This is a genomic window from Cystobacter fuscus (assembly GCF_002305875.1).
GTDB lineage: Bacteria > Myxococcota > Myxococcia > Myxococcales > Myxococcaceae > Cystobacter > Cystobacter fuscus_A.
The window spans coordinates 11,039,014-11,062,446 of the sequence record NZ_CP022098.1; the positions used below are offsets into that span (position 1 = coordinate 11,039,014).

The 23,433-nt window shown below is 67.4% G+C and carries 19 protein-coding genes; 7 read left to right on the plus strand and 12 right to left on the minus strand.

What is annotated here, in order from left to right; all coding sequences use genetic code 11:
• Positions 1-25 precede the first annotated feature (25 nt).
• Together CYFUS_RS44730 and CYFUS_RS44735 are read left to right on the plus strand one after the other, a co-directional pair.
• Positions 26-1,753 (plus strand): bifunctional metallophosphatase/5'-nucleotidase, encoded by a 1,728-nt coding sequence (locus CYFUS_RS44730; RefSeq protein ID WP_095990790.1) that lies wholly within the window; start codon positions 26-28, stop codon positions 1,751-1,753.
• A gap of 88 nt (positions 1,754-1,841) precedes the next feature.
• Entirely contained in the window at positions 1,842-2,813 is a 972-nt protein-coding gene (locus CYFUS_RS44735; RefSeq protein ID WP_095990791.1) for an alpha/beta fold hydrolase, read from the plus strand.
• 3 nt (positions 2,814-2,816) lie between these two features.
• Here the strand turns inward: CYFUS_RS44735 and CYFUS_RS44740 are convergent, their stop codons facing one another.
• A complete protein-coding gene (locus CYFUS_RS44740) occupies positions 2,817-3,200 on the minus strand; it encodes a hypothetical protein (RefSeq protein ID WP_095990792.1) in 384 nt (127 codons plus the stop codon).
• 53 nt (positions 3,201-3,253) lie between these two features.
• Positions 3,254-3,859, minus strand: a complete 606-nt coding sequence (gene clpP / locus CYFUS_RS44745; protein ID WP_071896754.1) for an ATP-dependent Clp endopeptidase proteolytic subunit ClpP — start codon at positions 3,857-3,859, stop codon at positions 3,254-3,256.
• A gap of 192 nt (positions 3,860-4,051) precedes the next feature.
• Here clpP and CYFUS_RS44750 point away from each other — a divergent pair, with 192 nt between their 5' ends.
• A complete protein-coding gene (locus CYFUS_RS44750) occupies positions 4,052-4,798 on the plus strand; it encodes a hypothetical protein (RefSeq protein WP_095990793.1) in 747 nt (248 codons plus the stop codon).
• Positions 4,799-4,853: 55 nt separating this feature from the next.
• Here the strand turns inward: CYFUS_RS44750 and CYFUS_RS44755 are convergent, their stop codons facing one another.
• Both CYFUS_RS44755 and fumC read right to left on the minus strand, forming a co-directional pair.
• Positions 4,854-6,161, minus strand: coding sequence for a right-handed parallel beta-helix repeat-containing protein (locus CYFUS_RS44755; RefSeq protein WP_095990794.1), 1,308 nt, complete (start codon positions 6,159-6,161; stop codon positions 4,854-4,856).
• Positions 6,162-6,321: 160 nt separating this feature from the next.
• Positions 6,322-7,719, minus strand: coding sequence for a class II fumarate hydratase (fumC, locus tag CYFUS_RS44760; RefSeq protein WP_095990795.1), 1,398 nt, complete (start codon positions 7,717-7,719; stop codon positions 6,322-6,324).
• Between the two features lie 94 nt (positions 7,720-7,813).
• Here fumC and CYFUS_RS44765 point away from each other — a divergent pair, with 94 nt between their 5' ends.
• The gene (locus CYFUS_RS44765) at positions 7,814-8,296 is read left to right on the plus strand and encodes an MOSC domain-containing protein (RefSeq protein ID WP_095990796.1); all 483 of its coding nucleotides are present in this window, start codon (positions 7,814-7,816) and stop codon (positions 8,294-8,296) included.
• A gap of 3 nt (positions 8,297-8,299) precedes the next feature.
• Here CYFUS_RS44765 and CYFUS_RS44770 read toward each other — a convergent pair whose 3' ends face one another.
• The gene (locus CYFUS_RS44770; protein ID WP_095990797.1) at positions 8,300-8,863 is read right to left on the minus strand and encodes a Uma2 family endonuclease; all 564 of its coding nucleotides are present in this window, start codon (positions 8,861-8,863) and stop codon (positions 8,300-8,302) included.
• 395 nt (positions 8,864-9,258) lie between these two features.
• On the opposite strand from CYFUS_RS44770, the gene aceA reads away from it, so the two are divergent.
• Positions 9,259-10,545: an isocitrate lyase gene (gene aceA, locus CYFUS_RS44780; RefSeq protein WP_095990799.1), complete on the plus strand. Its 1,287-nt coding sequence runs from the start codon at positions 9,259-9,261 to the stop codon at positions 10,543-10,545.
• 89 nt (positions 10,546-10,634) lie between these two features.
• On the opposite strand, the gene CYFUS_RS44785 is transcribed toward aceA, so the two are convergent.
• The 6 genes from CYFUS_RS44785 to CYFUS_RS52065 form a co-directional block, all read right to left on the minus strand.
• Positions 10,635-14,027 (minus strand): NACHT domain-containing protein, encoded by a 3,393-nt coding sequence (locus CYFUS_RS44785; protein ID WP_157759009.1) that lies wholly within the window; start codon positions 14,025-14,027, stop codon positions 10,635-10,637.
• Positions 14,020-15,195, minus strand: coding sequence for an RNA-binding domain-containing protein (locus CYFUS_RS44790; RefSeq protein WP_198316354.1), 1,176 nt, complete (start codon positions 15,193-15,195; stop codon positions 14,020-14,022). Before CYFUS_RS44790 ends, CYFUS_RS44785 begins: the two co-directional genes overlap by 8 nt.
• Before the next feature lie 102 nt (positions 15,196-15,297).
• On the minus strand, positions 15,298-15,771 hold the full coding sequence (locus tag CYFUS_RS44795) for a hypothetical protein (protein WP_095990802.1): 474 nt from the start codon (positions 15,769-15,771) through the stop codon (positions 15,298-15,300).
• A 3-nt stretch (positions 15,772-15,774) separates the two neighbouring features.
• Positions 15,775-16,632 carry a hypothetical protein gene (locus tag CYFUS_RS44800; RefSeq protein WP_095990803.1) on the minus strand — a complete coding sequence of 286 codons (858 nt, stop codon included), beginning with the start codon at positions 16,630-16,632 and terminating at the stop codon, positions 15,775-15,777.
• On the minus strand, positions 16,629-17,909 hold the full coding sequence (locus CYFUS_RS44805; RefSeq protein WP_157759010.1) for a multiheme c-type cytochrome: 1,281 nt from the start codon (positions 17,907-17,909) through the stop codon (positions 16,629-16,631). The genes CYFUS_RS44800 and CYFUS_RS44805 overlap by 4 nt, the downstream gene beginning before the upstream one ends.
• Positions 17,910-18,176: 267 nt before the next feature.
• Positions 18,177-18,494 (minus strand): hypothetical protein, encoded by a 318-nt coding sequence (locus CYFUS_RS52065; RefSeq protein WP_198316355.1) that lies wholly within the window; start codon positions 18,492-18,494, stop codon positions 18,177-18,179.
• 539 nt (positions 18,495-19,033) lie between these two features.
• On the opposite strand from CYFUS_RS52065, the gene CYFUS_RS44810 reads away from it, so the two are divergent.
• On the plus strand, positions 19,034-21,172 hold the full coding sequence (locus tag CYFUS_RS44810; protein ID WP_095992597.1) for a sensor histidine kinase: 2,139 nt from the start codon (positions 19,034-19,036) through the stop codon (positions 21,170-21,172).
• Entirely contained in the window at positions 21,169-21,660 is a 492-nt protein-coding gene (locus CYFUS_RS44815; RefSeq protein WP_095990805.1) for a response regulator, read from the plus strand. The genes CYFUS_RS44810 and CYFUS_RS44815 overlap by 4 nt, the downstream gene beginning before the upstream one ends.
• Before the next feature lie 77 nt (positions 21,661-21,737).
• Here the strand turns inward: CYFUS_RS44815 and CYFUS_RS44820 are convergent, their stop codons facing one another.
• Positions 21,738-23,348, minus strand: coding sequence for a multicopper oxidase family protein (locus CYFUS_RS44820; RefSeq protein ID WP_095990806.1), 1,611 nt, complete (start codon positions 23,346-23,348; stop codon positions 21,738-21,740).
• Positions 23,349-23,433 lie beyond the last annotated feature (85 nt).

The following is a 23,433-nucleotide window of genomic DNA, read 5'->3' on the forward strand; positions in this document are numbered from 1 at the left end:
CGGGTCCGCACGAGAAGCCAGACTCATGCGCCACATGCTCCCCCGTTCACGCCCTCGCCCCCTCGCTCCATGCGCGGCCCTGCTCGCCTCGCTCCTCTGCGCTTGTGCCCACCCGCCTGGAGGACAGCCCTCCGCCACGCGCGCGGGGAGCACCGCCCCGGGGAAGACCGTGCTCGCGCGCATCCTCGCCATCAATGACTTTCATGGAAACCTCGCGCCGCCCACGGGCTCGGCGGGGGAGGTGCGCACCGGCCGGCTCGTGGAGGGCAAACCGGAGCGGGTGGAGGCCGGAGGCGCGGCGTGGCTCGCCGCGCACCTGTCCCGCTTGCGCGCGGAGCCCTCGGCGGCCCCCCCCGTGATGGTGTCCGCGGGAGATCTCATCGGCGCCAGCCCGCTGCTCTCCGCCCTGTTCCACGACGAGCCCACCATCGAGGCGATGAACCTCATGGGGCTCGCGCTGCACGGCGTGGGCAATCACGAGTTCGACGAGGGCACCGCCGAGCTGCTGCGCATGCGCAACGGAGGCTGTCACCCGGTGGAGGGTTGCCAGGGCCGGGAGCCCTTCGCGGGCGCGCGCTTCGAGTTCCTCGCGGCCAACGTGGTCGACGCGAAGGGCGCCACGCTCTTTCCCGCCTACGCGCTGCGGGAGTTCGAGGGCGTGAAGGTGGCCTTCATCGGCATGACGCTCCAGGGCACGCCGGAGATCGTCGACGCCGCCGGCATCCAGGGGCTGCGCTTCCTCGACGAGGCGGACACGGTCAACGCGCTCGTGCCCGAGCTGAAGAAGCAGGGCGTGCGGGCCATCGTCGTGCTGGTGCACGAAGGGGGCGTGCAGAAGGGCCCCGGCGCCTCCTACGACGGCTGCGAGGGACTCTCCGGCCCCATCGTGGACATCGTCCACCGGTTGGATCCCGAGGTGGACGCCGTCCTCAGCGCCCACACCCACCAGGCCTACAACTGCGTGCTCGACGGCAAGCGCGTCACCAGCGCGTCGTCCTACGGACGGCTCATCACCCACCTGGAGCTGGTGCTGGACGCGGCGAGCGGCGACGTGGTGGACAGCCGCGCGCACAACGTCATCGTCACCCACGAGGGAGCGCAAGACCCCGAGGTGGGGGCACTGGTGGAGCGCTATGAGCGACTGAGCGCGCCCCTGCGCGAGCGCGTGATCGGGCACGTGGCGCAGACGCTGCGCGGACCGGATGCGCGGCAATGGCCCTCGGGAGAGTCCCCGCTGGGCAACCTGCTCGCGGACGCGGAGCTCGCGGCGACACGGGAAGCGGGCGCGCAGGTGGCGTTCATCAACCCGGGAGGCATCCGCGGTGAGTTCGCCTCGGGCGACGTCACCTATGGCGAGGCCTTCACCGTGCAACCCTTCGGCAACTCCCTGGTGACGCTCACGCTCACCGGCGAGCAACTGCGACAGCTGCTCGAGGAGCAATGGGTGGGCGACAACGTGCGCATCCTCCACCCCTCGCACGGCTTCTCCTATACATGGAAGGACTCGGCACCCGTGGGCCAGAAGGTGGACCCGGCCAGCCTCCGGCTCCACGGCGTCCCCATCGACCCGGCGGGTCACTTCCGCGTCACGGTGGTCAGCTTCCTGGCGGGGGGCGGAGACAACTTCCGCGTCTTCACCCAGGGCACCGAGCGCCAGGGGGGACCCACGGACCTGCAAGCCTTGGAGTCCTGGCTCAAGGCACAATCTCCACTTTCCGCGCCAGAGACAAACCGCATCACCCGGGTTCCCTAGTCCACCGGACAACACCTCCGTCGAAAAAGGATGACACTTGCTGCCTTGGCCCCAGGCACGGCCGGGGGAGAGGTGCCAGATACCGTCCATGCGTTTCTCGCGTCTCGAAGTCCTTGGGTGGGCCCTCCTGTGTGCGATGGTGGTCGCATGTACCCACCATGCCTCCTCCGGCTCGTCCCAGCCGCTCGACACGGGTGAGCACCAGCAGGTCATCAATGGCGTGCGGCTGTACTACCGCGTCGCGGGCGAGGCACCCCGTCAGCAGGCGCCGGTGCTCTTCCTGCACGGGGGCCCTGGCTACAACAGCTACAGCTTCGCGCGGCTGATGGGCGCGCGCCTGGAGAAGGGCCAGCGCATGGTGTACCTGGACCAGCGCGGCTGCGGCCGCTCCGAGCGCCCCTGGGACAACACCTACTCCCTGGAGGTGCTGCTGCGCGACCTGGAGGTGCTGCGGCAGGAGCTGGACGTGGAGCGCTGGGTGCTCATGGGCCACTCCATCGGCGCCACGCTCGCCCTGGAGTACGCGGCGCGCCACCCCGAGCGCGTGGTGGGCGTGGTGTACGTGAGCGGCATGTCGGACGCGGCCTTCTCCTTCGCCACGTGGAAGCAGGAGCTGGAGCGGCAGCACCCCGGGCGCATCGCGGTGACGGACCCGGCGGGCAGCTCGTCCGACTATGCCCAGGTGATGAAGGCCCTGCGCGGCCTGGATGCCCAGGCCTTCTTCAACCGGCTGCAGTTCCACGACGCCGTGTACCTGCAACAGCAGGAGGCGGTGGACATGGAGAGCGGCCTGCGCAACACCGGCGAGCTGTCACGCACCCTGTTCGCCACCGAGCTCACCCAGTACCGCTTCACCCAGCCCGAGCGCGTCACCGCGCCGGTGCTCGTCATCGGCGGCCGCTACGACTCCTCCATCGGCCTGCCCAGCCTCAAGGCCCTGACAGCGTCCCTGCCCCGCGCCACCTTCCTCGAGTACGAGAAGAGCGGGCACTTCCCCTACCTGGAAGAGGCGGACCGCTTCGAGCAGGACGTGAAGGGCTTCCTGGCGTCGCTGCGGTGAGGCTCACCGGCCGGGGCCACCGCCCGTGTCGCCCGGGCCGCTGCCACCCGTGGCCGTGTTGCCCAGCTCGGTGGCGCCCACCACCCGGCGCTGCTCCGCGTCGAACGACAGATCCAACAGTCGGCCCGAGCCCCGGGGAGCGAGGCCGAAGCGGATCCGCCAGTAGTTGGGGCGCACCTGCGTGGCCTCGGCCACCTCCGACACCTCATAGCCCTGGGTGACGGCGTAGTCGCGGCTGAGCCGGACGGCATCGTCGTACCCCACCTCCTGCTGGACGCTGTAGGGCGTGTCGGGAACCATGCGGCGCTCGGGCGTGTGCACGGCACAGCCCAGGCCCAGCAGGGTGGAGCACGACACGAGGGCGACGACGGAGCGGAGAAGGGCCATGACCGTTCAAAGGTGGACATGGATCCGCTCGCGTCGGACCCCCTGCTCCCGCGCTAGCCCTTGGAGGGAGCGGGCGAGAGGATCTGCTTGGTCACCACCTCGTCGATGAGGCCGTACTGCCGGGCCTCCTCGGCGCTCATGAAGTAGTCGCGCTCGGTGTCCTTCTCGATGCGCTCGATGTTGTGGCCGGTGTGCTTCACGAAGAGGCCGTTGATGTACGAGCGCAGGCGGAGGATTTCCTTGGCCTGGATGTCGATGTCCGACGCCTGGCCCTGGGCGCCACCGAGCGGCTGGTGGATCATGATGCGCGAGTTGGGCAGCGCGTAGCGCTTGCCCGGCGACCCGGCGAGCAGCAGCAGCGCGCCCATGGACGCCGCCTGCCCGATGCAGATGGTCGACACGGGGCACTTGACGTACTGCATCGTGTCGTAGATGGCCAGGCCCGCCGTCACCGAGCCTCCCGGCGAGTTGATGTAGAGGCTGATGCCCTTGTCGGGGTCCTCGGACTCGAGGAAGAGCAACTGGGCGACGATGATGTTGGCCACATCATCGTTCACCGGCGTGCCCAGCATGACGATGCGGTCCTTGAGGAGCCGGCTGTAGAGATCGTAGGCGCGCTCACCCCGATGGGTGGTCTCGATGACGAGGGGAATGTTCATGGCGCTCCAACACTAATCCGCTCCGGAGCCGGACGCCCCAGCGTTCTTCGTGGACCGTGCGCCAGCCCACGCTCGGCCCCGTCGCCTCCCGGGCCGCCCGCCGAGCGGGCAGGGTCGGACGGGGGTGGAGACTGGCCGAAACCGCCCTCCCCACCCCATTTTCCGGTTTCGGCATCCGAGGGGAGGCACCGCATGGGTCTGTTGGGGGAAATGATGGGAAAAGCCGTCGGCACCTTGTGGGGGCCTCCGTTCCGAGCCATCGCCGAGCGACGTCACGCCCGCTCCCTGCATGCCGAGGGCATCTGCCTGCGCGCCGAGGTCTTCCCCCTGCTGGCCGGCCCCACCCTGCTGAGCGTGGGTCAGCGCCTGGCGGGTCCGGCCCTGGTGCGGCTGTCCACCTCCATGTGGCGCAACGGCAAGGAGTGGCCGGATATCCTCGGGGCGGCGGTGCGCTTCCTGCGCCAGAACCACATCACCGAGGACGCGATGCCCGGCGACCAGGACCTGCTCTTCAGCACCATGCGCCACATGTGGACGCTCGCCCCCGCGGTGCTCTCCACCCGGGTGCACGACTTCCTGGAGAACGACTACTACGGCATCGCGCCCTTCCGGGTCGAGGGCGTGGGCCGGGTGAAGCTGCGACTCACCTCGCCGCGTGACGCCGCGCCACGCCAGGGCTCGCGGGTGGAGCGGCTCCAGGAGGCCATGAGCACCGGCACCGCCGTGCTCACCTTCGAGGCCTGCTCGCTGAACTCGGGCGCGCCCCACACCTGGCGGCCCCTGGCGGAGATCTTCCTGCGCGAGGAAGTCACCCTGGACCCGGAGCGCCTGCGCTTCAGCCCCTTCCGCGACGGGCTCGGCATCACCTCCACCGGCTTCCTGCACCACATGCGCCGCTCGGCGTACAAGCAGAGCCAGGAGGGTCGCACCGAGCACTGAGGCTCCCTCCTGTCGAGGAGGGGGCCGTTCACGTCGCGGGGAAGGACCGGCGGCGTCAGGCCTCCAGGGTGGAGTCCGCATCCAGACGCGTGAACCGCTGCCACTCGGCGAGTCCGCGCGTCTGCCCGAGGTCGCTCGCGTCGAACAGGCCCCCACTGGAGTACCGGTTGAGATTCATCTGGAGTCCCGGCCGATCCAGTCCCACCCGGACGAGCTGGGCGGCGATCATCGTGTTGCCCAGCACCTCGACGCCCCGGCTGAGGCCATCGCCGCTGTCGCCGAGCCGCACCGCGAATCCACCCGTCCGCTCGATGGTATTGCGGAGGAGCTGCACCTCGCTGGCGTTGTTCACGCGGATGCCGACGGCGTCATTGTTCCTGGCACGCTCGAGGAGGATGTCGCGGATGGTGTTGTCGCGCACCACGACCCGGCGGGGGTCCGGCATTCCCTCGTCCTTCAAGCCGCCCACGCAGATGCCACAACCCGCCTCGGAGATGAGGTTGTGCTCGATGAGCACGTTCCAGGCCGAGTAGTGAACGAGGAGGGCATCCCCGCCGCGCCAACCACCTTCGCAGCAGCGGAAGTTCCGCATGCGGTTGCCGCGCACGACGATGTCATGGCTCGTCTTGATGCTCACCGCGCACCCCTGGGTCGACTCGAGGGTGTTGTTCTCGATGAGCACGCCCTGGGCGGGCTCCGTCCACCCGTCGTCCGGCTGGAGGAGCTGCACCGCGTCTCCCGAGATGTCGTGGATGTGGTTGCCGCGCAGGGTGATGTCCCGCGAGGTGGCGTGGATCACCACGCCGTGGCAACCCTGACCCGCCTCGTCCTGGTGGAAGTCATGGATGTGGTTGTGCTCGATGAGGACACCCACCGCCCCCTCGCGGGTGGAGATGCCGACGCCCGTTCCACCGTGCACCTCGCAGCGTGACAGACACGACCCCTGGGAGGGATGACCGAAGCTGACGGCGCAGGCACTGCTCCCGCCCATGTCCAGCTCCAGGCCCTCGATGCGCCAGTGGGGGAGCCGCACCTGGACCAGAGGGCGCTCCGACCTGGTGGCACGCAGCTTCGGCAGGCCCTCGCCCCGCAGGAGGATGGGTGCCTCCGGGGTGCCCGCCCTGGCCAGCTCTCTGTCCAGGACGATGTGCTCCTCGTAGATGCCCGCCCGGAGCAGGATGACATCACCGGGGCTCGCGCGGCGGAGCGCCTCGCGGATGCTGGCGAAGGGACGGAAGGAGGAACCATCATTCGTGTCCGACACGCCAGGACCCTTGGGACCCACGAACCACCTCGGAGTGGCCTCCAGCCTCTCCGTGAGGGACACCCGCTCCACGGGCTCTCGGTTGCCGCTCTTGCTCATGTCTTCCCTCTCTGGGCATTGCCCGCCCTGCTTCGTGCATGGCGCTCTCCTGAAAGAGGGCGCCAGGCGTGGGCGTGACGGCGGTGGAGGACCCGGAGTCGGAGCCCTCCCTGCAACCCAGGCGAGAGGACGAGAGGCCGCACACGGCGCGTGGTGCCGGCTACAGGTTGCCGGTCATCTTCTCCGGGCGCACCCACTGATCGAACTGCTCGGCGGTGAGCAGGCCCAGCTCCACCGCGACCTCCTTGAGCGTCTTGCCCTCCTTGTGGGCCTTCTTGGCGATCTTCGCCGCGTTGTCGTAGCCGATGTGCGGGTTGAGCGCGGTGACGAGCATCAACGAGCGCTCCAGGTTCTCCTGGAGCCGGCCCAGGTTCGGCTCGATGCCCACCGCGCAGTGCAACCGGAAGCTGCGCATGCCATCGGCGAGCAGGCGGCAGCTCTGCAGGAAGTTGTGGATGATGAGCGGCTTGAAGACGTTGAGCTCGAAGTTGCCGGACGCGCCGCCCAGGGAGATGGCCACGTCGTTGCCCATGACCTGGGCGCACAGCATGGTGAGGGCCTCGGACTGGGTGGGGTTGACCTTGCCGGGCATGATGGAGCTGCCCGGCTCGTTCTCCGGGATGGTGATCTCCCCGATGCCCGAGCGCGGCCCCGACGCGAGCCAACGCACGTCGTTGGCGATCTTGAAGAGCGCGGCGGCCAGGCCCTTGAGCGCACCGTGCGCGTGCACCAGCGCGTCATTGGCCGCGAGCGCCTCGAACTTGTTGGGCGCGGTGACGAAGGGGTGGCCGGTGAGGCGGGCGAGTTCCTCGGCCACGCGCTCGGCGAAGCCCTTGGGCGCGTTGAGGCCGGTGCCCACGGCGGTGCCGCCGAGCGCCAGCTCCGACAGGTGCGGCAGCGTGGCCTCCAGGTGCTTGCGCGCCTGCTCGAGCTGGGCCACGTAGCCGCTGAACTCCTGGCCGAGCGTGAGCGGCGTGGCGTCCTGCAGGTGGGTGCGGCCAATCTTCACGATGTCCCGGAAGCGCTCGGAGCGCTCGGCGAGCACGTCGCGCAGGGCGATGAGCTCGGGGAGCACGTTGCGCACCACGGCCTCGGCCGCGGCCACGCTCATGGCGGTGGGGAAGACGTCGTTGGAACTCTGCCCCTTGTTGACGTCGTCGTTGGGGTGCACCCGGCGCGCCTCGCCGCGCTCCCCACCCATCAGCTCGGAGGCGCGGTTGGCCAGCACCTCGTTGACGTTCATGTTCGTCTGGGTGCCGCTGCCCGTCTGCCAGACGATGAGGGGAAACTCCTCGTCATGCTGACCGTCGAGCACCTCGTTGGCGGCCTTCACGATGGCCTCGCCCCTGTCGCGAGGCAGCGAGCCATTCTCCTGGTTGACGATCGCGGCGGCCTTCTTCACCAGCACCAGGGCGCGAATGAGGGCCAGGGGCATGCGCTCGGTGGAGATGGCGAAGTTCTGCCGGCTGCGCTGCGTCTGGGCACCCCACAAGCGGTCGGCCGGCACCTCGATGGGGCCGAAGGTGTCCTTCTCGATGCGAACCTTGTCTTGACTCATGGATGGCTGCCTCCTCAACGAATGCCGGTGCGATAACACCGTGGACGCGCGTGCGTGTTGCGGCGGCGCGCGCGGCGGCACAGGATTGCGGGAAGTGGACACTCCTTCCGGCACCATCCACGCCCTGCTGCTCGCCCAGCAGCGGGGGACCCCCATGAAGCGTGTCCCCGAGGCCCAGGCGGTGGAGGGCCGGGGCTTCGTGGGAGACCGTCACGGCAAGAAGAAGCCGAACGGCAAGCGCCAGCTCCTGCTGCTGGACGTGGCCTCCTCGCAAACCCTGCGGCTGTCGGTGGGCGAGCTGAAGGAGAACGTGGTCATCTCCGGCGTCCCCCTGGAGTCGCTGCCCGCGGGCCAGCGGCTGGCGCTCGGCGCCGAGGTGGTGGTGGAGCTGACCGAGCCGTGCGTGCCGTGCTCGAAGCTGGAGCGCATCCGCCCGGGCCTGCTCAAGGAGTCCTGGGGTCAGCGTGGCCAGCTCGCCCGGGTGCTGCGCGGAGGCACGGTGCGCGAGGGCGATGAAGTACGCCTGCTCGACATCAACCCGGACGCGCCCCGCCCCATCCGCCCCAAGCTGCCCTGAGGCTCAGCGCGCCCAGAGCGCGCCCAGCTCCAGTTCCAAGGCCGCGAAGGGCTCCGCGCGCACCCGCACCTCGCCCACGTGCGTGCCCAGGACGAACCAGCCTCCGTGCTCCCGCCGGTACACCTCCAGGGTCTGGAGTACCGGGTCCACGAGCCACAAGTGCCCGACGCCCTCGCGGGCATACACCGTCATCTTCCGGGCCCGGTCCAGCGCGGCCGTGGACGGAGAGAGCACCTCACAGACCCAATCCGGCGCGAGGGTGGAGGCCGCCACCTGCGGCACCTCGGGCATCCGCTCCCGGCGCCAGCCGGCCAGATCGGGCACCAGGACGTCCTGGCCCAAGTGCAACTCCGGCTCATCCAGGAGGACCCAGCCACCCGGTCCACCCCTCCCTCGATCAAAGGGGCCCGTCAGCTCGCTGCCCAGCAAGGATGCCGCCCGAGCGTGCGGAAAGGCCGGGCGGGGACTCACGTACAGCTCGCCGCCGACGATCTCACCCAGGACGTTGGGTGGAAGCTTCTCCAGCTTCGCGTACAACGCCTCCCGCCATGAGGGCTCGTCCTTCATGAGTTCAAGATGCAATGGCTCCTCGGGGACCGCAAGCGCTCCCCTCCCCTGCCTCGCGTATTCCGGGTGCATGCGCCCATCATGCACCTGACCTCTGACGTCATGTCGTGGCCCTGGATGTGGAGCACCACGCCCTGCCCCGGCGAGGAAGCGCGTGCCCCGGGGTCCGTTTTCCGGTCAGCGGATTTACAGTTTTAATGACCGGCTTGTTGACAGCCCTACATATCCGTCAATTGGTTTGGGGTGGGCTTCCATTTCACTCGGGGGAGGCGCACATTCTGACGCGCTGCGCTTTTTACAACGCACCACGACAAGAGCCCTGACTGAAGGACAGAGGGCTCCTCACCCGTGGTTTTCGCCGTCCCACCGCTCGCAGAGGAAGACAGGAGCCCGACATGTACGACGCCCTGACGATGAAGAATGACGCCTCGCCCCACGCCAAGCTCCATGCCCAGCGTTTCGAGGGCATCACACGCACCTACTCGGAAGCGGACGTGGAGAAGCTGCGCGGCTCCATTCGCGTCACCCACACCCTGGCCGAGATAGGTGCCCGCCGGCTGTGGGAGCTGTTGCACACCCAGGACTTCGTGGCCGCGCTCGGCGCGCTGACGGGCAACCAGGCGGTGCAGATGGTGCGCGCGGGGCTCCAGGCCATCTACCTGTCGGGCTGGCAGGTGGCCGCTGATGCCAACACCGCGGGGCAGATGTACCCGGACCAGAGCCTCTACCCGGTGGACAGCGTGCCCAACGTGGTGCGCCGCATCAACGCCGCGCTGCGCCGCGCGGATCAGATCGACCACTCCGAGGGCAAGAAGGACACCTACTGGTTCGCCCCCATCATCGCGGACGCGGAGGCGGGCTTCGGCGGGCCGCTCAACGCCTATGAGTTGATGAAGGCGATGATCGAGGCGGGCGCCGCGGGCGTGCACTTCGAGGATCAGCTCGCCAGCGAGAAGAAGTGCGGCCACATGGGCGGCAAGGTGCTGGTGCCGACGAGCCAGTTCATCCGCACGCTCACGGCGGCGCGGCTGGCGGCGGATGTGATGGGCGTGTCCACGCTACTGGTGGCGCGCACGGACGCCGACAGCGCCAAGCTGCTCATGAGCGACGCGGACGAGTACGACCATGCCTTCATCGACCGCAAGGCGGGCCGCACCGCCGAGGGCTTCTACCAACTGCGCGGGGGAGTGGACTGCGCCATCGCCCGGGGCCTGGCCTACGCGCAGTACGCGGACCTCATCTGGTGCGAGACGAGTACGCCGGACCTCAAGCAGGCGAAGAAGTTCGCCGAGGGCATCCACGCGAAGTACCCCGGCAAGCTGCTCGCGTACAACTGCTCGCCGTCGTTCAACTGGAAGAAGCACCTGGACGACGCGACCATCGCGAAGTTCCAGCGCGAGCTGGGAGCCATGGGCTACAAGTTCCAGTTCGTCACCCTGGCGGGCTTCCACGCGCTCAACCACGGCATGTACGAGCTGGCGCGCCAGTACAAGGACCGGGGCATGGCGGCCTACTCCGAGCTGCAGCAGAAGGAGTTCGCCTCGGAGAAGGACGGCTACACCGCCACGCGCCACCAGCGCGAGGTGGGCACCGGCTACTTCGACAAGGTCGCCGAGGTCATCTCCGGCGGCTGTGCCAGCACGCTCGCCCTGAACGACTCCACCGAGGCGCACCAGTTCTGAGCCGGACTGGGCGGATGGGGAAAAGCACCTCCCCATCCGTCGCGAAAGCCTTCTCGTACGTGGGGGCAAACGCACCGAAGGCAGATCCATCAGGCGGGCTCATCGCGGTCTTCCTTGCCAAGACGCTCCAGTATTTTCATGAGCCGATCCCGATGCCGCTTCACTTCCCGCCGCATCTCCTCCGGGGAGGAGATGTCCAATCCTAGCGCCTGCGCCAGCTTATCGGTGGAGCCCTCCCCGCTCACGATCAAACGCAGGGTGGCCAGGTCACTCTCGTCCAGCCGCTTCGCCAGCCGGTCCACCGCATGGGATGCCTCCACGAAGTTCTCCAAGATGTCCTTCGGGGAAGGCTGCCCGAGTTCGACAACGCTCGCGAAATCATCCTCCCGCCAACTTCGCGAGGCCCTCAACTTGAGCTGATCCTGCACCCGGTGCTTCGCCGCCCTCGTGAGATAGGTGATCAGACGAGCCTTCTCGGGCTCGTACCGCTCGGGCTCCGCCAAATAGGAAAAGAACACATCGATGACGGCATCGTGAGCCGTTTCCGTGTCGCATCTCAGATCATGCCACAGAAAGCCTTCGATCCGGTTTGAGAAGGATCGGAAGAGTTCAGCCATGACCGAGGGGTCCCTTTGAAGGGCCCGGCCGTGCAACGCCTTCTCCTCATCTACTCGCGGACCCTTTTGCAGTGGGAAAGGGAGGGCAAGGATCGCGATGAACTCTTCGAGTTCTTCCGCGTGAGCGTGGGCCTCTTCCGGGAAGTGCTCGCGTGCCATGGCGAGGAGAAAAAGCGACTCCTCCCGCACTTCCTCGTCTTCATGAGAAAGGCCTGTACGGATGGCATGCCGAATAACCCTGGATTGGGCCGCGTCGAGGGTCATTGATTGAGGGCTTCTTGCATGCAAGAACCTGATGATCTGTATGACGGCTCTCAGAACCTCTGCCCGAGAGCTGCTCAGTAACAGGTCGAGCGCCTCGTCACGTCTGTATTGATCGTGAGATGAAATAAACCCCGCCAATGCGGAACTCCGAACTATGGAATCCTCGTCATCGACCAGCAGGGAAAGCGTTGCCCAATCCATCGGGTCGCCTCCCGTGATGATGCTCCTCACCACCTGGGCCCTGACAACACGGCTCCGCGCCTTCGCGGCCAGTTGAAGTGCATTGCGCGAGCGCTCGCCACGGAGCACGCCTAGCGCGAGAATGGCCTTCCCCTGTGCGGGGTCCTCATACGCGGAGACGTTGCTCAGCAATTCATCCAGGATCCGTTCCGAGAACTCGGTCAAGGCCAATTCACGCAGCAAAGGCAGGGCGATAGTCTCTGGCACGGATTGGTTCCACGCCACCACGGCCCTGGCGATCTCCGATTGCAAGGAGGGCGGAAGGATATCGCCAGCTTCGCTGGCCAGTAGCGCCGCGAGGTAGACCTGCTTCCTCTCGGGTTGCTGGGAGCCGCTCACCTCATGGAGCAAGACCCGACGGACGAACCGCTGCGTGGCCTGAGCCCGTTTCTGGATGAGCGCCATGTAGCCCACGCCCAACCGAATGACCTCTTCCCAACGGGGTTCGAAAAGGTGCTCGAAGGCGACGGACTCGAAGTTCTCCGCCGAAAGCAGCCCCACGGCGGTGAAGAACTCCTGGAAGGTCAGGTGGAGAAAACCCCACTGGCCCGCTCCGCGCTCCAGCAGGATCTGCACTTCCCGGCCCGCGCGCTCCAGGAACTCCCTCGCGGAGCGTTCCGCTTCAGAGGGCTCCACTCCTGTCCGTTCCTGACTGGACTGAGAGAGGACGCGAATGACGAAGTCCTCGGGAGCCACTCCCGTGGGCCAGTCTAGATGCAGCCGCAGCGCGAGTTCCCCGAGGATGGGGATGGCCTCTTCCTCGTAACGGATGTCCCGGGTGGACGTTCCACTCGCGACGACCCGGCGGGCCTGCCCCCATGTCTCGCACAGGGTCCGCGCGAAGATCTCATATGCCTGTACCCGGTGAAGGGGCAGGCGCCCCTCGGCCCGGTGAATCAAGGCCAGGGAGGATAAGAGGAAGGGATTGCGAGCGAGTTCCCTCAAGCGGGAACTGGTGAAGAGTGCTTCCAGGAGCCGCTCCGCATCCTGGTCGGCTCCCGACTCGTCCGGCACTCCCTCGTTCTCCCACTGGCGGCAGGCACGCGCGAAGGCTCGGACATAGCGGCGGATCTGCTCGTCCTCGAAGCCGCCGAGTTCCACTTCCACGCCCTCGGGGAGAGCGAAGCCGGAGTAACCCACCCGGCGAGCGGAAACAACGAAGCGGTTGCTGGGATAGCGGACGCAGAAGGACTCGAGCCAGCGCAGGACACCACCTCGCTCCTCGCTCTGGACCTCATCGAGTCCATCGAGCAGGAGCAGGCACTCGCCCGCCTCCAGCGCTCCTTCGAGAAAGAGCCGCAGCTCCGCCTCGTCTCCCACGCCACGGTCCTGAAGGTAGACCGCGAGCGCGTCGAGGACGGAGCAATCCTCTCCCAGCCGGGAGCGGAGCTGGGCCAACCGGCCGACGCTGACCAACACGGGAAGCAGCCGCTCCGCAGTGCCCATCTGCTCGGCCCAGGAGAGCGGTCCCCCCGCGGCGAGCACCGCCAGCCAGCGCAATACCGTGGTCTTCCCCGAGCCGGGGTCTCCAAGCACCACCAGCGCCCGGTGTCTCCGCACGAGCCTCGCCAGCGATTCGAGCGGAGTGGCGACCTCTTGCCTCTCGACGTCTGGCGCTCGGGCCGCCTGGGTCCAATCCGTGCCTCGTTCAACGAGTCGCCGGGCCTCGGGTGGGATGAAGACCTCGCGAATATCCAGACTGGGGGGCTGCTTCTTCTGGAGCGGAAAGCCAACGTAGCGCAGCCGACGGACTTCCGGGCTGTCGACGTAGCGCCGGAAGGACTGCCAGCGTTTCGCATCCCCGAGGGGTTGGAAGACCCCGGGAGCCGCTTTCGTGGCCAGACTCGCGGGAAAGACATACGTGACCAGGCCATCATGGCCCCATGTACCCAGGGGAGCGAAACGCCGCCGCGCGGTGTCCGTCAGGGCCAGGTACACGTCTTCCGTGATGGCGATTCCCTGGGCGGGTGTGGCACGAGCCAGTTGCTCGCACCGGGAAACCTCAAGGGGTGCCAGTTTCTCCATGTCCGGGGTCCACTCGACCCAGGCGGCGTGCACCGCGAGCTGGACCGTCATCGACAAGTCCACCATGGCGCGCTCCCGGATGGCCTCCGCGGCCGAGAGCGCATTCGTGATGGCCACGTGCGGCTCGCCTGCGTGGACGAGCAACAGCACGTCGTTTTCGCGCCAGCGCAAGGGCTGGGCCGCACCGAGCTTGTCGGCGACGTACTCGACCCCCGCGATGTAGCGATCCCGCTGTTGAAGCGAGTCCTCCGCCACGTCTTCCCGCACCACCTGGACGAAGGCGAGCAGCAGAGGAGTGCCCTCGGACGTGCCCTCCCACCAGGGCGTGTCAGGCATGGCCGCCTTCCCCACCCAGCCGGAGCACGACACGGAAATGCCCGTCGCCCACACTGAACTCGGGGGGCGGCAGCTTGCGCGCCTTCATCTGGCGAATCATCTCCGGAACACCCATGCCCAGGTTCTCGCGGCGGCGCGCCCGGGCAAGCAGCCCCGCCAGGACGGGGTTGCGGCGCTGGCTGATGCCACCGAGCCGGATGCCATCGAGCGTGAGTTTGTTGAGCAACTCCCCCGGATTCACGATCTCCACCCGGTCGTCGAAGACGTAGATGCGCACCTGCGATGCCGCCCGGTAATCACGATGGGCCACGGCATTGAGCACGGCCTCCCGCAGGACCTTCTCGGGCAATCCCTCCTCGATCCTCTCCAGTCCCTCCACATGCGAGGGCGAGCGCACGTTCTTCTTGAGGAAGGTCACCGCGTCCTCGACCTGGTCGAACAGCCTGCCCGTCATCTCCTTCCGATCGACGAAGTCGGACGTCAACTCCGTGCCCTTGAACAGCACCGCCGAGATGCGTGCGTCCAGGAAACTGCGCTGGGGCTCCCGTCCGAAGAGCAGCATGCCGGTGACGGTCGGCGTTCCCGTGGCATCCAGGCACTGCAGGGCCGAGAGCAACTGCCGCCCACTCGCCTCATCGGGCTCATCGTAGAGGATGGCGAGGAAGACGCGGATCGCCTCGGGGTCCAGATCCTCGAAACGGGAGCCGGCCACGGGCTCCTCGTCGAAGTGGTAGTCAGCCGACTCGAGCAGGCGGCGCAGTTCGTCACGCCGGGCTTCCCGGGATTGGTTCGCATCGCGGACGTAGTACTTGCCCGCCGCGTGGTACGGACGCTCGGCGCTGAAACGGGGAACCTCCACGACCAGGAGTGTTTGACCTTGGAACTCCAGCTTCTGGAAGGAGCAGGTCAGCGGAGGCTGGATGCCTTGACAGATGTTGCTCACCTGGAGCATCAGCTTGTCCACCTGTTGAGGAGTTCCGGCACCGCTCACCGTCCCGTCATCCTCCACGCCGAGGAACAGGTGACCACCCTTGGTGTTCGCCATCGCGGTGATGGCCTTGGCGATGTCCTTCGAGTCCACCTGGTAGTTGTTCACCACGGTGCTCTTGAACTCGGTGACGGTGTCTTCACCCAGTTTCAACCGCTGCTCCAGCTCCTCGAAAGTCATGGTGGGGTGCATCTTGCCCTGCCCGCCTATTCGACGACAGCGCGCAGTGCAGCATCCGTCGTCCCCTTCCCACTTCCGCGTCGGCCTTCCACGGGCCGGGCCTCAGTCCCCCCGGGCGGGATTCAGGCGCTCGTCATACGGCCGGGAACCAGAGGGCTCCGCCGAGACGAACGCGAGCTTCGTCCACCCCTTCCGGTTGGATTTGAGCCGGGCGATGACGCGATAGCAGGTGATGGCCGTCCGCTTGGCGAACTCCTCGCCATTCCGGGCATTCATCGCCGTGGCCGTCGCCTGGGGCACGTCCTCGACCTCGACCGTCCCGACGACGCCCGTGCGCGCGCGAATCGCCGGATCCTTGGGATCGCACGGCTCGGCGTAGATGAGGCCGGGCGAGTCCGCGAGTACTCCCGCGGGAGCCACATGCAGCTCGAAGACCCGGCCGGGCCGCGCCTTCTGGAGCTCCGTGAAGCTCTTCACCTGGACGGGGGCCTCGTCCTTCTTCGGCGCGTCGGCGCCCACCGGCGCCGCGCCCAGCAAACACACTCCCACCACCATGCAGCTCAGCAGCCTGGACATCTCTCAGACCTCCTTGGAGGCGTGGGCGAGCGAGCCTACTCCGAGCGAGCCCTGGGCGTGGGAGACACCGCGCATCAGGCCCCACATGCCAATGGCCGCGAGCACGGAGATGTCCGCGAAGAGCAGGGGCGCGAAGATGGGCGCCCCGTAGATCACCTGCTCACGCAGCGGCACGTTCGTGTGCCGCAGGTTGGCGAGCACGTGCAGCACGAAGCCGAGCACGCCCACCGCCGACTGCACCCCCATCATCCCCAGGGTGAGCCACAGGAAGCCGCGCGCCGGACGCAGCATCGCCACCAGCAGGAAGCTGGTGCCGAAGGCGGCCGTCACCACGGGCACCCACTCCGTCGCGGAGAAGAAGCCATTCTGCGCATGGTCCAGCAGCGACAGCCCCAGGTTGCCCACGCTGCCGCCCAGCGCGAGCATCACCACCCAGCTCGCCCACGCGGGGCCCGTCGGCGCCTCCATGCGGTTGAGCAGCACGAGCAGCCCCAGCCCCACGTAGGAGAGCGGGGCCACGAAGGGCGCGGTGTAGACGAGATCGTGCAGCGACTGGCGCTCGAAGAAGGCGCTGTGCAGGTGCAGGATCATCCCCGCCACCCCCACGCCGATGGAGCCCAGCGCCACGGCCACGTCCACCACCCGGGTGCGCGCCCACAGCCGCTCGGAGACCAGTCCGGGCAGCAGCAGCAGCGGCGCCACCACCGAGAAGACGACGGGCAACCACTCCACGGGCAGGGCGAAGTCATTGGCCGCGTGCGCGAGCAGGATGTCCACGCCGAGGAAGGCCAGGTTGCCCAGGGCAAACGCACGCGCCGCGAAAAAGGGCGTCACGGCGCCGAGCCGCTCCCGGAGCGTCATGGTCTGGCATCCCCCGGCTTCACCGGCCCGGAGCCCCCCTTGCCGCTCTTGGTGCGCAGCTCCTCGGCCATGGTGTCCAGCTCGTTGCGCAGCCGCGCCAGCTCGTAGTTGCCGTGCCACTGCACGAAGTCCGCGCCGCCCATGTAGGCACCGTGCTTGGCCGTGCGGCCGAAGTAATGCCAGAGGTCGAACTCGACGAACTTGATGGGGTGGTTGAAGGGCTTGTCGTCGAGCAGCCCATCCTTGCGCAACGCGGCCACCACGGCCTGCGCTTCCTTCACCTTCTCATTGGTGCTCAGCAGCACCTTCTCCGCGATGCCGTAGAAGTTCTCCACCTGGGTGTGCGCATGGCACTTCAGACACACCTCCTTCATCTGCAGCTCGCCCGAGTTGCCCTCGGGGCGGCGCGTGGAGACGGGCGCGAAGAGGAACCAGGACAGACGCTCGCCCGGGTTGTGCGTCACCTTCAGGCCCTCCAGTCCACTCATGTGACAGGTGGTGCAGGTGGGCGCGGGCATGTCCACCGTCGTCAACTGCTTGGGATGGGCGTTCAGGTTGAAGCGCTCTCGCTGCGCGGTGAAGATCACGCCGTGCTTGGACTCCTCGAAGATCTCGATCTGCGAGTGGTCCGGTCCCATGTGGCACTGGCCACAGGTGCGCGGCTCGCGCGCGAGCGCCACGGAGGAGGAGTGCCGGGAGTGGCACTCGGTACAGGTGCCGAAGGAGCCGTCCGCGTTGGGCTTGCCGATGTCATGGCACGCGTCGCAGCCACCGACCGTCGCCGCCTCTCCCTCCATCTCCCCCACGGGGTGGGCCGGGCGCTTGATCCACCCGGGATGGAAGCGCTCGCCCAGCGCGATCTGCTCCGGCGAGAAGCCCTGCGTTCCCCGCACCGCCGCCCAGGAGGGCCCCGCGTGCCGGCTGCGCTCGAACTGCTCGTACTCGGTGGCATGGCACTGGGCGCAGTTCTTCGCGGTGAGGGACCGCGCCAACGTGAAGCCACGGTGCTCCATGGGATCCTGGCCCTCTACCGGCCTGTGGCAGTCCAGGCAATTGACGCCCCGCTCCGCGTGGCGACTGCGCTCGAACTGGTGCACCACGGCGGAGGTCTCCCGCGCGTGGCACTCGGCGCACTTACCCGTGGCGCGCACCAGATCCGCGCTGGGCTGTGCCGTCTCCACCGGGGGCCGATGGGAATTCACCAACAGCGCGGCGACGATGATCGCCGTGCCCAACAACACGGCGATGAACACGGACTTGAAGCTCACCGAGGGCATGTCACTCCTGCACATGAAAGGGGGGAGGCTCGCCACTCAACACAAACGACTCCCAGTTAAAGCACTCGCACATAAAGGGCAAGCCCCATCCACATCACATTGGCGTGGCGGCGTCACTGAGCGGGCGCCGTTGGTGCTGCGATTGATGAGCTGGATACATGGCCACGAGGAACTCGGACCAGCCGCCCATGCGCACGCGCAGCAGGTTGTACTTTTCCGGATCCTCGGCGGCCCCGGCGAAGGTCTCCGGATTAGCGCAGGTGATGGTCAGTATGTTGGCGCCCCGACGTCCGAGGCCAGGGGCTGTCCGAGCCGGCGTCCATCCGCCCGGCGGTGGGTTCCACCGGCTCCGTGAAGACGCCCACGCCCGCTTCCGCCACGCGCTGGAGGATCCGGTTGCCGAAGGCGGCCAGCTCCGGGTTCTTCTCGCGGCCGTAGCGGAAGCAGCGCCAACGTCACCGCGCGCAGTTGCTGGAAGCGCTCGGCCTGGGCCTGGATGCGCACGGGCACCGAGGTGAAGGACACGCGCTGGCCACGGAAGAACATGGGGCCGGCGCTCGTCCAGCTCTTGCCCTGGTTGAGCACGGCCTCGAGTGACTCGAGAGCGCACAGGCCCCCCCAGGGTGAACCAGTTCTGGCCCACGAACTGGGGCTCGTAGCAGCCGTCGCACGCGTAGTCGCGCGCGGCAACCCCTCACATGGAAGGCGAGCGGAGAGACGTCTGCTCATTGTTCCGGCCCCCTCCCAGGCGAGCTGGAATGTCGGGTGCCCAGGCTTTGTACCGGTTTGTCTCCTCATGAACACAGCTGCTCCCAGGACAGCGGAGCAAAGGGAATCACGACCGGACCGAGATTCAACGAGAGCTTCAGCGCACGGGCCACGAGGAGCACTCCTGACCCCTCCACGAGAACGCCGAACGGCAGTGGGACGCGGTGATTCCATCCGCATGGAAAATTCGCCGGTGCTAATGTCAACCACGCCACGAGGCGTTCCGCTGGACGATCCCCCAGTGGGGCGCCATCGCGTTGGGCTCACAGTCCCGCCACTGGCATCGCAGAGCGACTCCTTTCATGCCGCACATGACTTCACCCCGCGATCCCCTGGCCCGATCGGCGCTCATCAAGATGGGCGTACGCATCGCGGTGGTCATCGTCCTCTCCACGCTCTTCAGCTATCTGCACATGTTCCACACCCTGCGCACCGAGGCGCTGGAGACATTGGAGCGGCACGTGGCGGAGCGCGCCACCCGTGAGGAAGCCATCTTCCAGCTCGCCGAGGACAACCATGCCGCCTTCAATCGGGCCCTGGCGGAGCGCATCCGCTCCCTCGCCCAGGAGGAGGCGGACGCCCGCTTCGAGCGCCTGTTCGTTCGCCACCCCGACGGCAGCATCCGCAACCGTCCCGAGAGCTTCGACGGCACGCGCCAGGTGGGGCTGTTCGTTCCCCGGTACGTTCCCGTGGACGGCTGGATGCGCCGCCGGCTCGTGGCCGGGTACGAGGTGCTCAGCCAGTACGGGCCCGCCTTCCTCGTGCGCTTCAAGGACACCTTCATCACCCTGCCCGAACAACCGGGCCTCATCTACTGGCCCGAGCGCCCCACCTACAGCCAGGAGGCCCCGGCGGAGGCCTCGGTGGCTGACACCGAGTACTTCCTCTCCACCCTGCCCGAGAACAACCCGCGGCGGGAGACGCGCTGGACCAGCGTCTACAAAGAGCAGGTCAGCGGCAGATGGGTGACCGTGGCCACCACGCCCCTGGACATGGATGGCCGGTATGTCGCGTCCGTCAGCCACGACATCCTGCTCGAGGAGCTGATGGCCCGCACCCTCGGCGACCACCTGCCCTCCGCGTACAACGTCATCTTCCGCGAGGATGGCCAGATCATCGCCCATCCCGAGCTGGATCTGAAACGCGCCCCCGGGCAGAGCAACGCCGAGGCGCAAGAGGCCCACCTGCGCGGCATCCTCGAGCACGTGAAGAGCGCGGGGGTCAGGCAGGGCGCGTTCGCGCTGCCGGAGTATGGCGAGTATGTCGCCGTGGCACGCATGCGGGGCACCGGGTGGTTCTTCGCCACGATCCAGCCCGAGCACGTGGTGACCCAGGCCGCCCTGCGCGCGGCGCGCATCGTGCTGCTGCTCGGTGTGCTGTCGCTGATGCTCGAGCTGGCCATCGCGTACTGGGTCCTTGGCGAGCAGATCACCCGCCCCCTGCTTGGCATCACCCAGGCCACGGCGCGCATCGCGGCGGGCGAATTCAAGGTCGAGCTGGACATCCAGCGCCAGGACGAGCTGGGACAGCTCGCCCGGGCCTTCCGCGTCATGGCCGATCGCATCCAGCACCGCGAGGAGGAGCTGCGCGTGGCCAATGAAGGGCTGGAGCAGCGGGTGGACGAGCGCACCCAGGAGCTGAAGGAGGTCCACCAGCAGCTCGTCCAGACGGCACGGCGCACGGGCATGGCGGAGATCGCCACCAACGTCTTGCACAACGTGGGCAACGTGCTCAACAGCGTCTACACCTCGTCCCAGGTCGCCAAGGAGCGGGTGACGGAGATGCGCCTGGAGCAGGTGACCCGGGTCGCCACCATGCTCCAGGAGCGCCAGTCCGACCTCGCCGCCTTCCTCCAGGACGAGCGCGGACGCCACCTGCTGCCCTTCTTGAACAAGCTCGGCCAGAACCTGGTGGACGAGCGCCGGGAGGTGGTCTCCCTGCTCGATGACGTGGGCCGCTACTCCGAGCACATCGGGGAGATCGTCAAGGTCCAACAGGACTACGCCCGGCTGCCCAGGATGCAGGAGCCCGTCCTCTTGGACCAACTGGTGGAGGACTCGCTGCGCATCAACTCGGCGGGATTGTCCCGGCATCAGGTGAAGCTCGAGCGGCGGCTCGAGTCGCTGCCGCAGGTGCTCACCGACAAGCACAAGCTGCTGATGATCCTGGTCAACCTGGTCAGCAACGCCAAGTACGCCCTGGACCACGTGCCCACGAACGAACGGATCCTCCGCATCAGGCTGGAACGTGCCACCCACGACCGCGTCCGCATCGAGTTGCATGACAATGGGATTGGAATCGCCCCGGAGATGCTCACCCGCATCTTCCAGTTCGGCTTCACTACCCGTGCGGAGGGACATGGCTTCGGGTTGCACTCCAGCGCCCTGGCGGCCCAGGAACTGGGGGGAACCCTGACGGTCCACAGCGACGGCCCCGGCAAAGGCGCCACCTTCACGCTGGAAATCCCTTATCATCCAGTTCAGGAGGGGACATGAGCACGCACGAGAGCAAGCGGCGGATTCTCGTCATCGACGACTCCGAGGCCATTCACCTGGATTTCCGCCGGATCCTGCAGGAAGAGCCACCCCGGAGCCGGGACGAGCTCGACCAGTTGGAAGAAGCCCTCTTCGGCGCGACGGCGGCGCACCCGCGCGACACCGACCCCGACAAGCCGATGTTCGAGGTGGATTCCGCCTTCCAGGGACAGGAGGGCCTCGCCAAGGTGAAGGAAGCCCTGGCGACCGGCCGCCCCTACGAGATGGCCTTCCTCGACTACCGGATGCCGCCCGGCTGGAATGGCGCCGAGACCCTCCGGCGCCTGCGGCAGGTGGCCCCCTCGCTGCGGGTGGTGCTCTGCTCGGCCTACTCCGACTACTCCTGGGCCCAGGTCATCCAGGAGTTCGGCGACTCCCACCTGCTCCGGGAGCTGCGCAAGCCCTTCAACCGCCAGGCGGTGCGCCACCTGGCCCTCAACGGCGCGTGAAGCAGCCGCGCCCTCCCCAGGTGGGCGGCCCTCGGACAGCTCAGGACGGCCCCACCCGCACCCCGCGCGGCCACGCGTCAGTGGATGTGTTCCCCGTGCCCCCCGCCGTCGCCGCCCGGCATGTGCATGTCCATGCTGCCCGGCAGCATGATCTCCATCATCTCCATCATCCCGGAATCCTCATGGTCCAGGATGTGGCAATGGACCATGAACATCCCGATGTAGCGCTCGTAGCGGGTGCGCAACTTCACGGTCTCGCCGGACTCCACGAAGATCGTATCCTTCCAGACGCGCTTCTCCTTCTCCCCGCCTACCCCCTTGAGCTTGATGGTGCACTGGAAGGGATTGAGATGGATGTGGAAGGGATGACCCTCATCGGCGAAGCCCGAGCCGGCGGGGTGCTTTGGGGATGAGACCTCCCATTCCTCCACCGCGCCCAGCAGCAGCATGCGTGGCGGATCACTGGGATTGAAAGTCTTGCCGTTGATCATCCCCACGAGAGGCGGCGGGTCGAGTCTGAGCTCGAACTTCGCTTCCTGGTGCCCGGTGATCTCGCCGTCCTGGATGTCCGTGAAGGGAGCCAAGGGAGCCAGCTCCTCCTCCATGGGCAACTCCATCATGACGCGAGGCCCCTTCACCACGATGCGGGCCAGCTTCCTGCTCTCCGCCTGGGCATCCTGGATCCCGTCCACGAGCCAGTAGATACCCTCCGGCAGGACCTTGCCCTGAGGGTCGGTCGCGCGCACCAGCACGTCCGCGCGGTACGCGGGATGCAGTTCGATCTCCTCCACCGGATCGATACTGCCCGTCGTGATGCCATCCAGCGCGATCAGGTACTGGGGCAGGGTCTGCTCGACGCCCGTCTTCGGGTCGCGCCTGACCAGCTTGAGTTCGAGCTTCTCGCGGAAGCCCGCGTGGATGAACCGCCAGCGCTGGACCTCGCCCGGCCGCAGTTGGAGGGTCGGCTCGACCTCTCCATTGATGGTGAAGCGCCGCTTCATCTTCTCCCAGACGCCGGGGGCGAAGACAGGAGCGCCCTCCACCTGGTCACCAGGCTCCACCTGACCAAGCTTCGTCTGCTCGTTGATGACGTAGGGAATCTGCTGGATGACGAAGACCTGCTCCCGGGCCGCCTCGATGGCGGGAACCTCGTCGATGTCACCGCGGATGATCAAGGCACCGGACAGGCCGTTGGAGACCTGGATCGCGACCGAACCGTGCTTGTGGGGGTGATACCAATAGGTCCCCGCGGGATGGTCTCTCGGGATCTTGATCTCGTACTGGAACTGCTGGCCGGGGACCAGCTCGAGCATCACGTTGTCCGAGTTTCCAGCGGGCGAGACATGCAACCCATGCACGTGGAGGTTGGTGGTGTTGAAGCCGGGTGAGTGGTGATCCGGCCCCGGCGTATGCGGCTCCTCGGGAAGTTGGTTGTCCAGGAGGATGTTCAGCGTGTCTCCCGGACGGGCCTCGATGGTGGGTCCCACCAGCTTGCCGTTGTAGGAGCGCAGCCTGACCGTGTCGACCCCCTGGGCCTGCCCATTCACCAGGACGCTGGCGATCTGGTTGATGGCGTACTTGAGCTCCAACCGCACGTCCACCTCTCCCGAATGTTCGTGAGGATGGGGATGCTCGTGAGGATGCGGGTGTTCCGGATGCCAGCCATGCCCCGCATTGGTCTTCTCCATGTGTCCTCTCCCATGTGATCGAGCGCACGGAGGCTCGGAAGCCGAGCAGCTCTCCGTACTCGGTGATTCACGGGATGGAGGAACC

Bases quoted from the DNA above. Each gene is read 5' to 3' on its own strand.
- CYFUS_RS44730 (WP_095990790.1), top strand. From the start codon at position 26: ATGCGCCACATGCTCCCCCGTTCACGCCCTCGCCCCCTCGCTCCATGC.
- CYFUS_RS44735 (WP_095990791.1), top strand. From the start codon at position 1,842: ATGCGTTTCTCGCGTCTCGAAGTCCTTGGGTGGGCCCTCCTGTGTGCG.
- CYFUS_RS44740 (WP_095990792.1), bottom strand. From the start codon at position 3,200: ATGGCCCTTCTCCGCTCCGTCGTCGCCCTCGTGTCGTGCTCCACCCTG.
- clpP (WP_071896754.1), bottom strand. From the start codon at position 3,859: ATGAACATTCCCCTCGTCATCGAGACCACCCATCGGGGTGAGCGCGCC.
- CYFUS_RS44750 (WP_095990793.1), top strand. From the start codon at position 4,052: ATGGGTCTGTTGGGGGAAATGATGGGAAAAGCCGTCGGCACCTTGTGG.
- CYFUS_RS44755 (WP_095990794.1), bottom strand. From the start codon at position 6,161: ATGAGCAAGAGCGGCAACCGAGAGCCCGTGGAGCGGGTGTCCCTCACG.
- fumC (WP_095990795.1), bottom strand. From the start codon at position 7,719: ATGAGTCAAGACAAGGTTCGCATCGAGAAGGACACCTTCGGCCCCATC.
- CYFUS_RS44770 (WP_095990797.1), bottom strand. From the start codon at position 8,863: ATGAAGGACGAGCCCTCATGGCGGGAGGCGTTGTACGCGAAGCTGGAG.
- aceA (WP_095990799.1), top strand. From the start codon at position 9,259: ATGTACGACGCCCTGACGATGAAGAATGACGCCTCGCCCCACGCCAAG.
- CYFUS_RS44785 (WP_157759009.1), bottom strand. From the start codon at position 14,027: ATGCCTGACACGCCCTGGTGGGAGGGCACGTCCGAGGGCACTCCTCTG.
- CYFUS_RS44790 (WP_198316354.1), bottom strand. From the start codon at position 15,195: ATGACTTTCGAGGAGCTGGAGCAGCGGTTGAAACTGGGTGAAGACACC.
- CYFUS_RS44795 (WP_095990802.1), bottom strand. From the start codon at position 15,771: ATGTCCAGGCTGCTGAGCTGCATGGTGGTGGGAGTGTGTTTGCTGGGC.
- CYFUS_RS44800 (WP_095990803.1), bottom strand. From the start codon at position 16,632: ATGACGCTCCGGGAGCGGCTCGGCGCCGTGACGCCCTTTTTCGCGGCG.
- CYFUS_RS44805 (WP_157759010.1), bottom strand. From the start codon at position 17,909: ATGCCCTCGGTGAGCTTCAAGTCCGTGTTCATCGCCGTGTTGTTGGGC.
- CYFUS_RS44810 (WP_095992597.1), top strand. From the start codon at position 19,034: ATGGGCGTACGCATCGCGGTGGTCATCGTCCTCTCCACGCTCTTCAGC.
- CYFUS_RS44815 (WP_095990805.1), top strand. From the start codon at position 21,169: ATGAGCACGCACGAGAGCAAGCGGCGGATTCTCGTCATCGACGACTCC.
- CYFUS_RS44820 (WP_095990806.1), bottom strand. From the start codon at position 23,348: ATGGAGAAGACCAATGCGGGGCATGGCTGGCATCCGGAACACCCGCAT.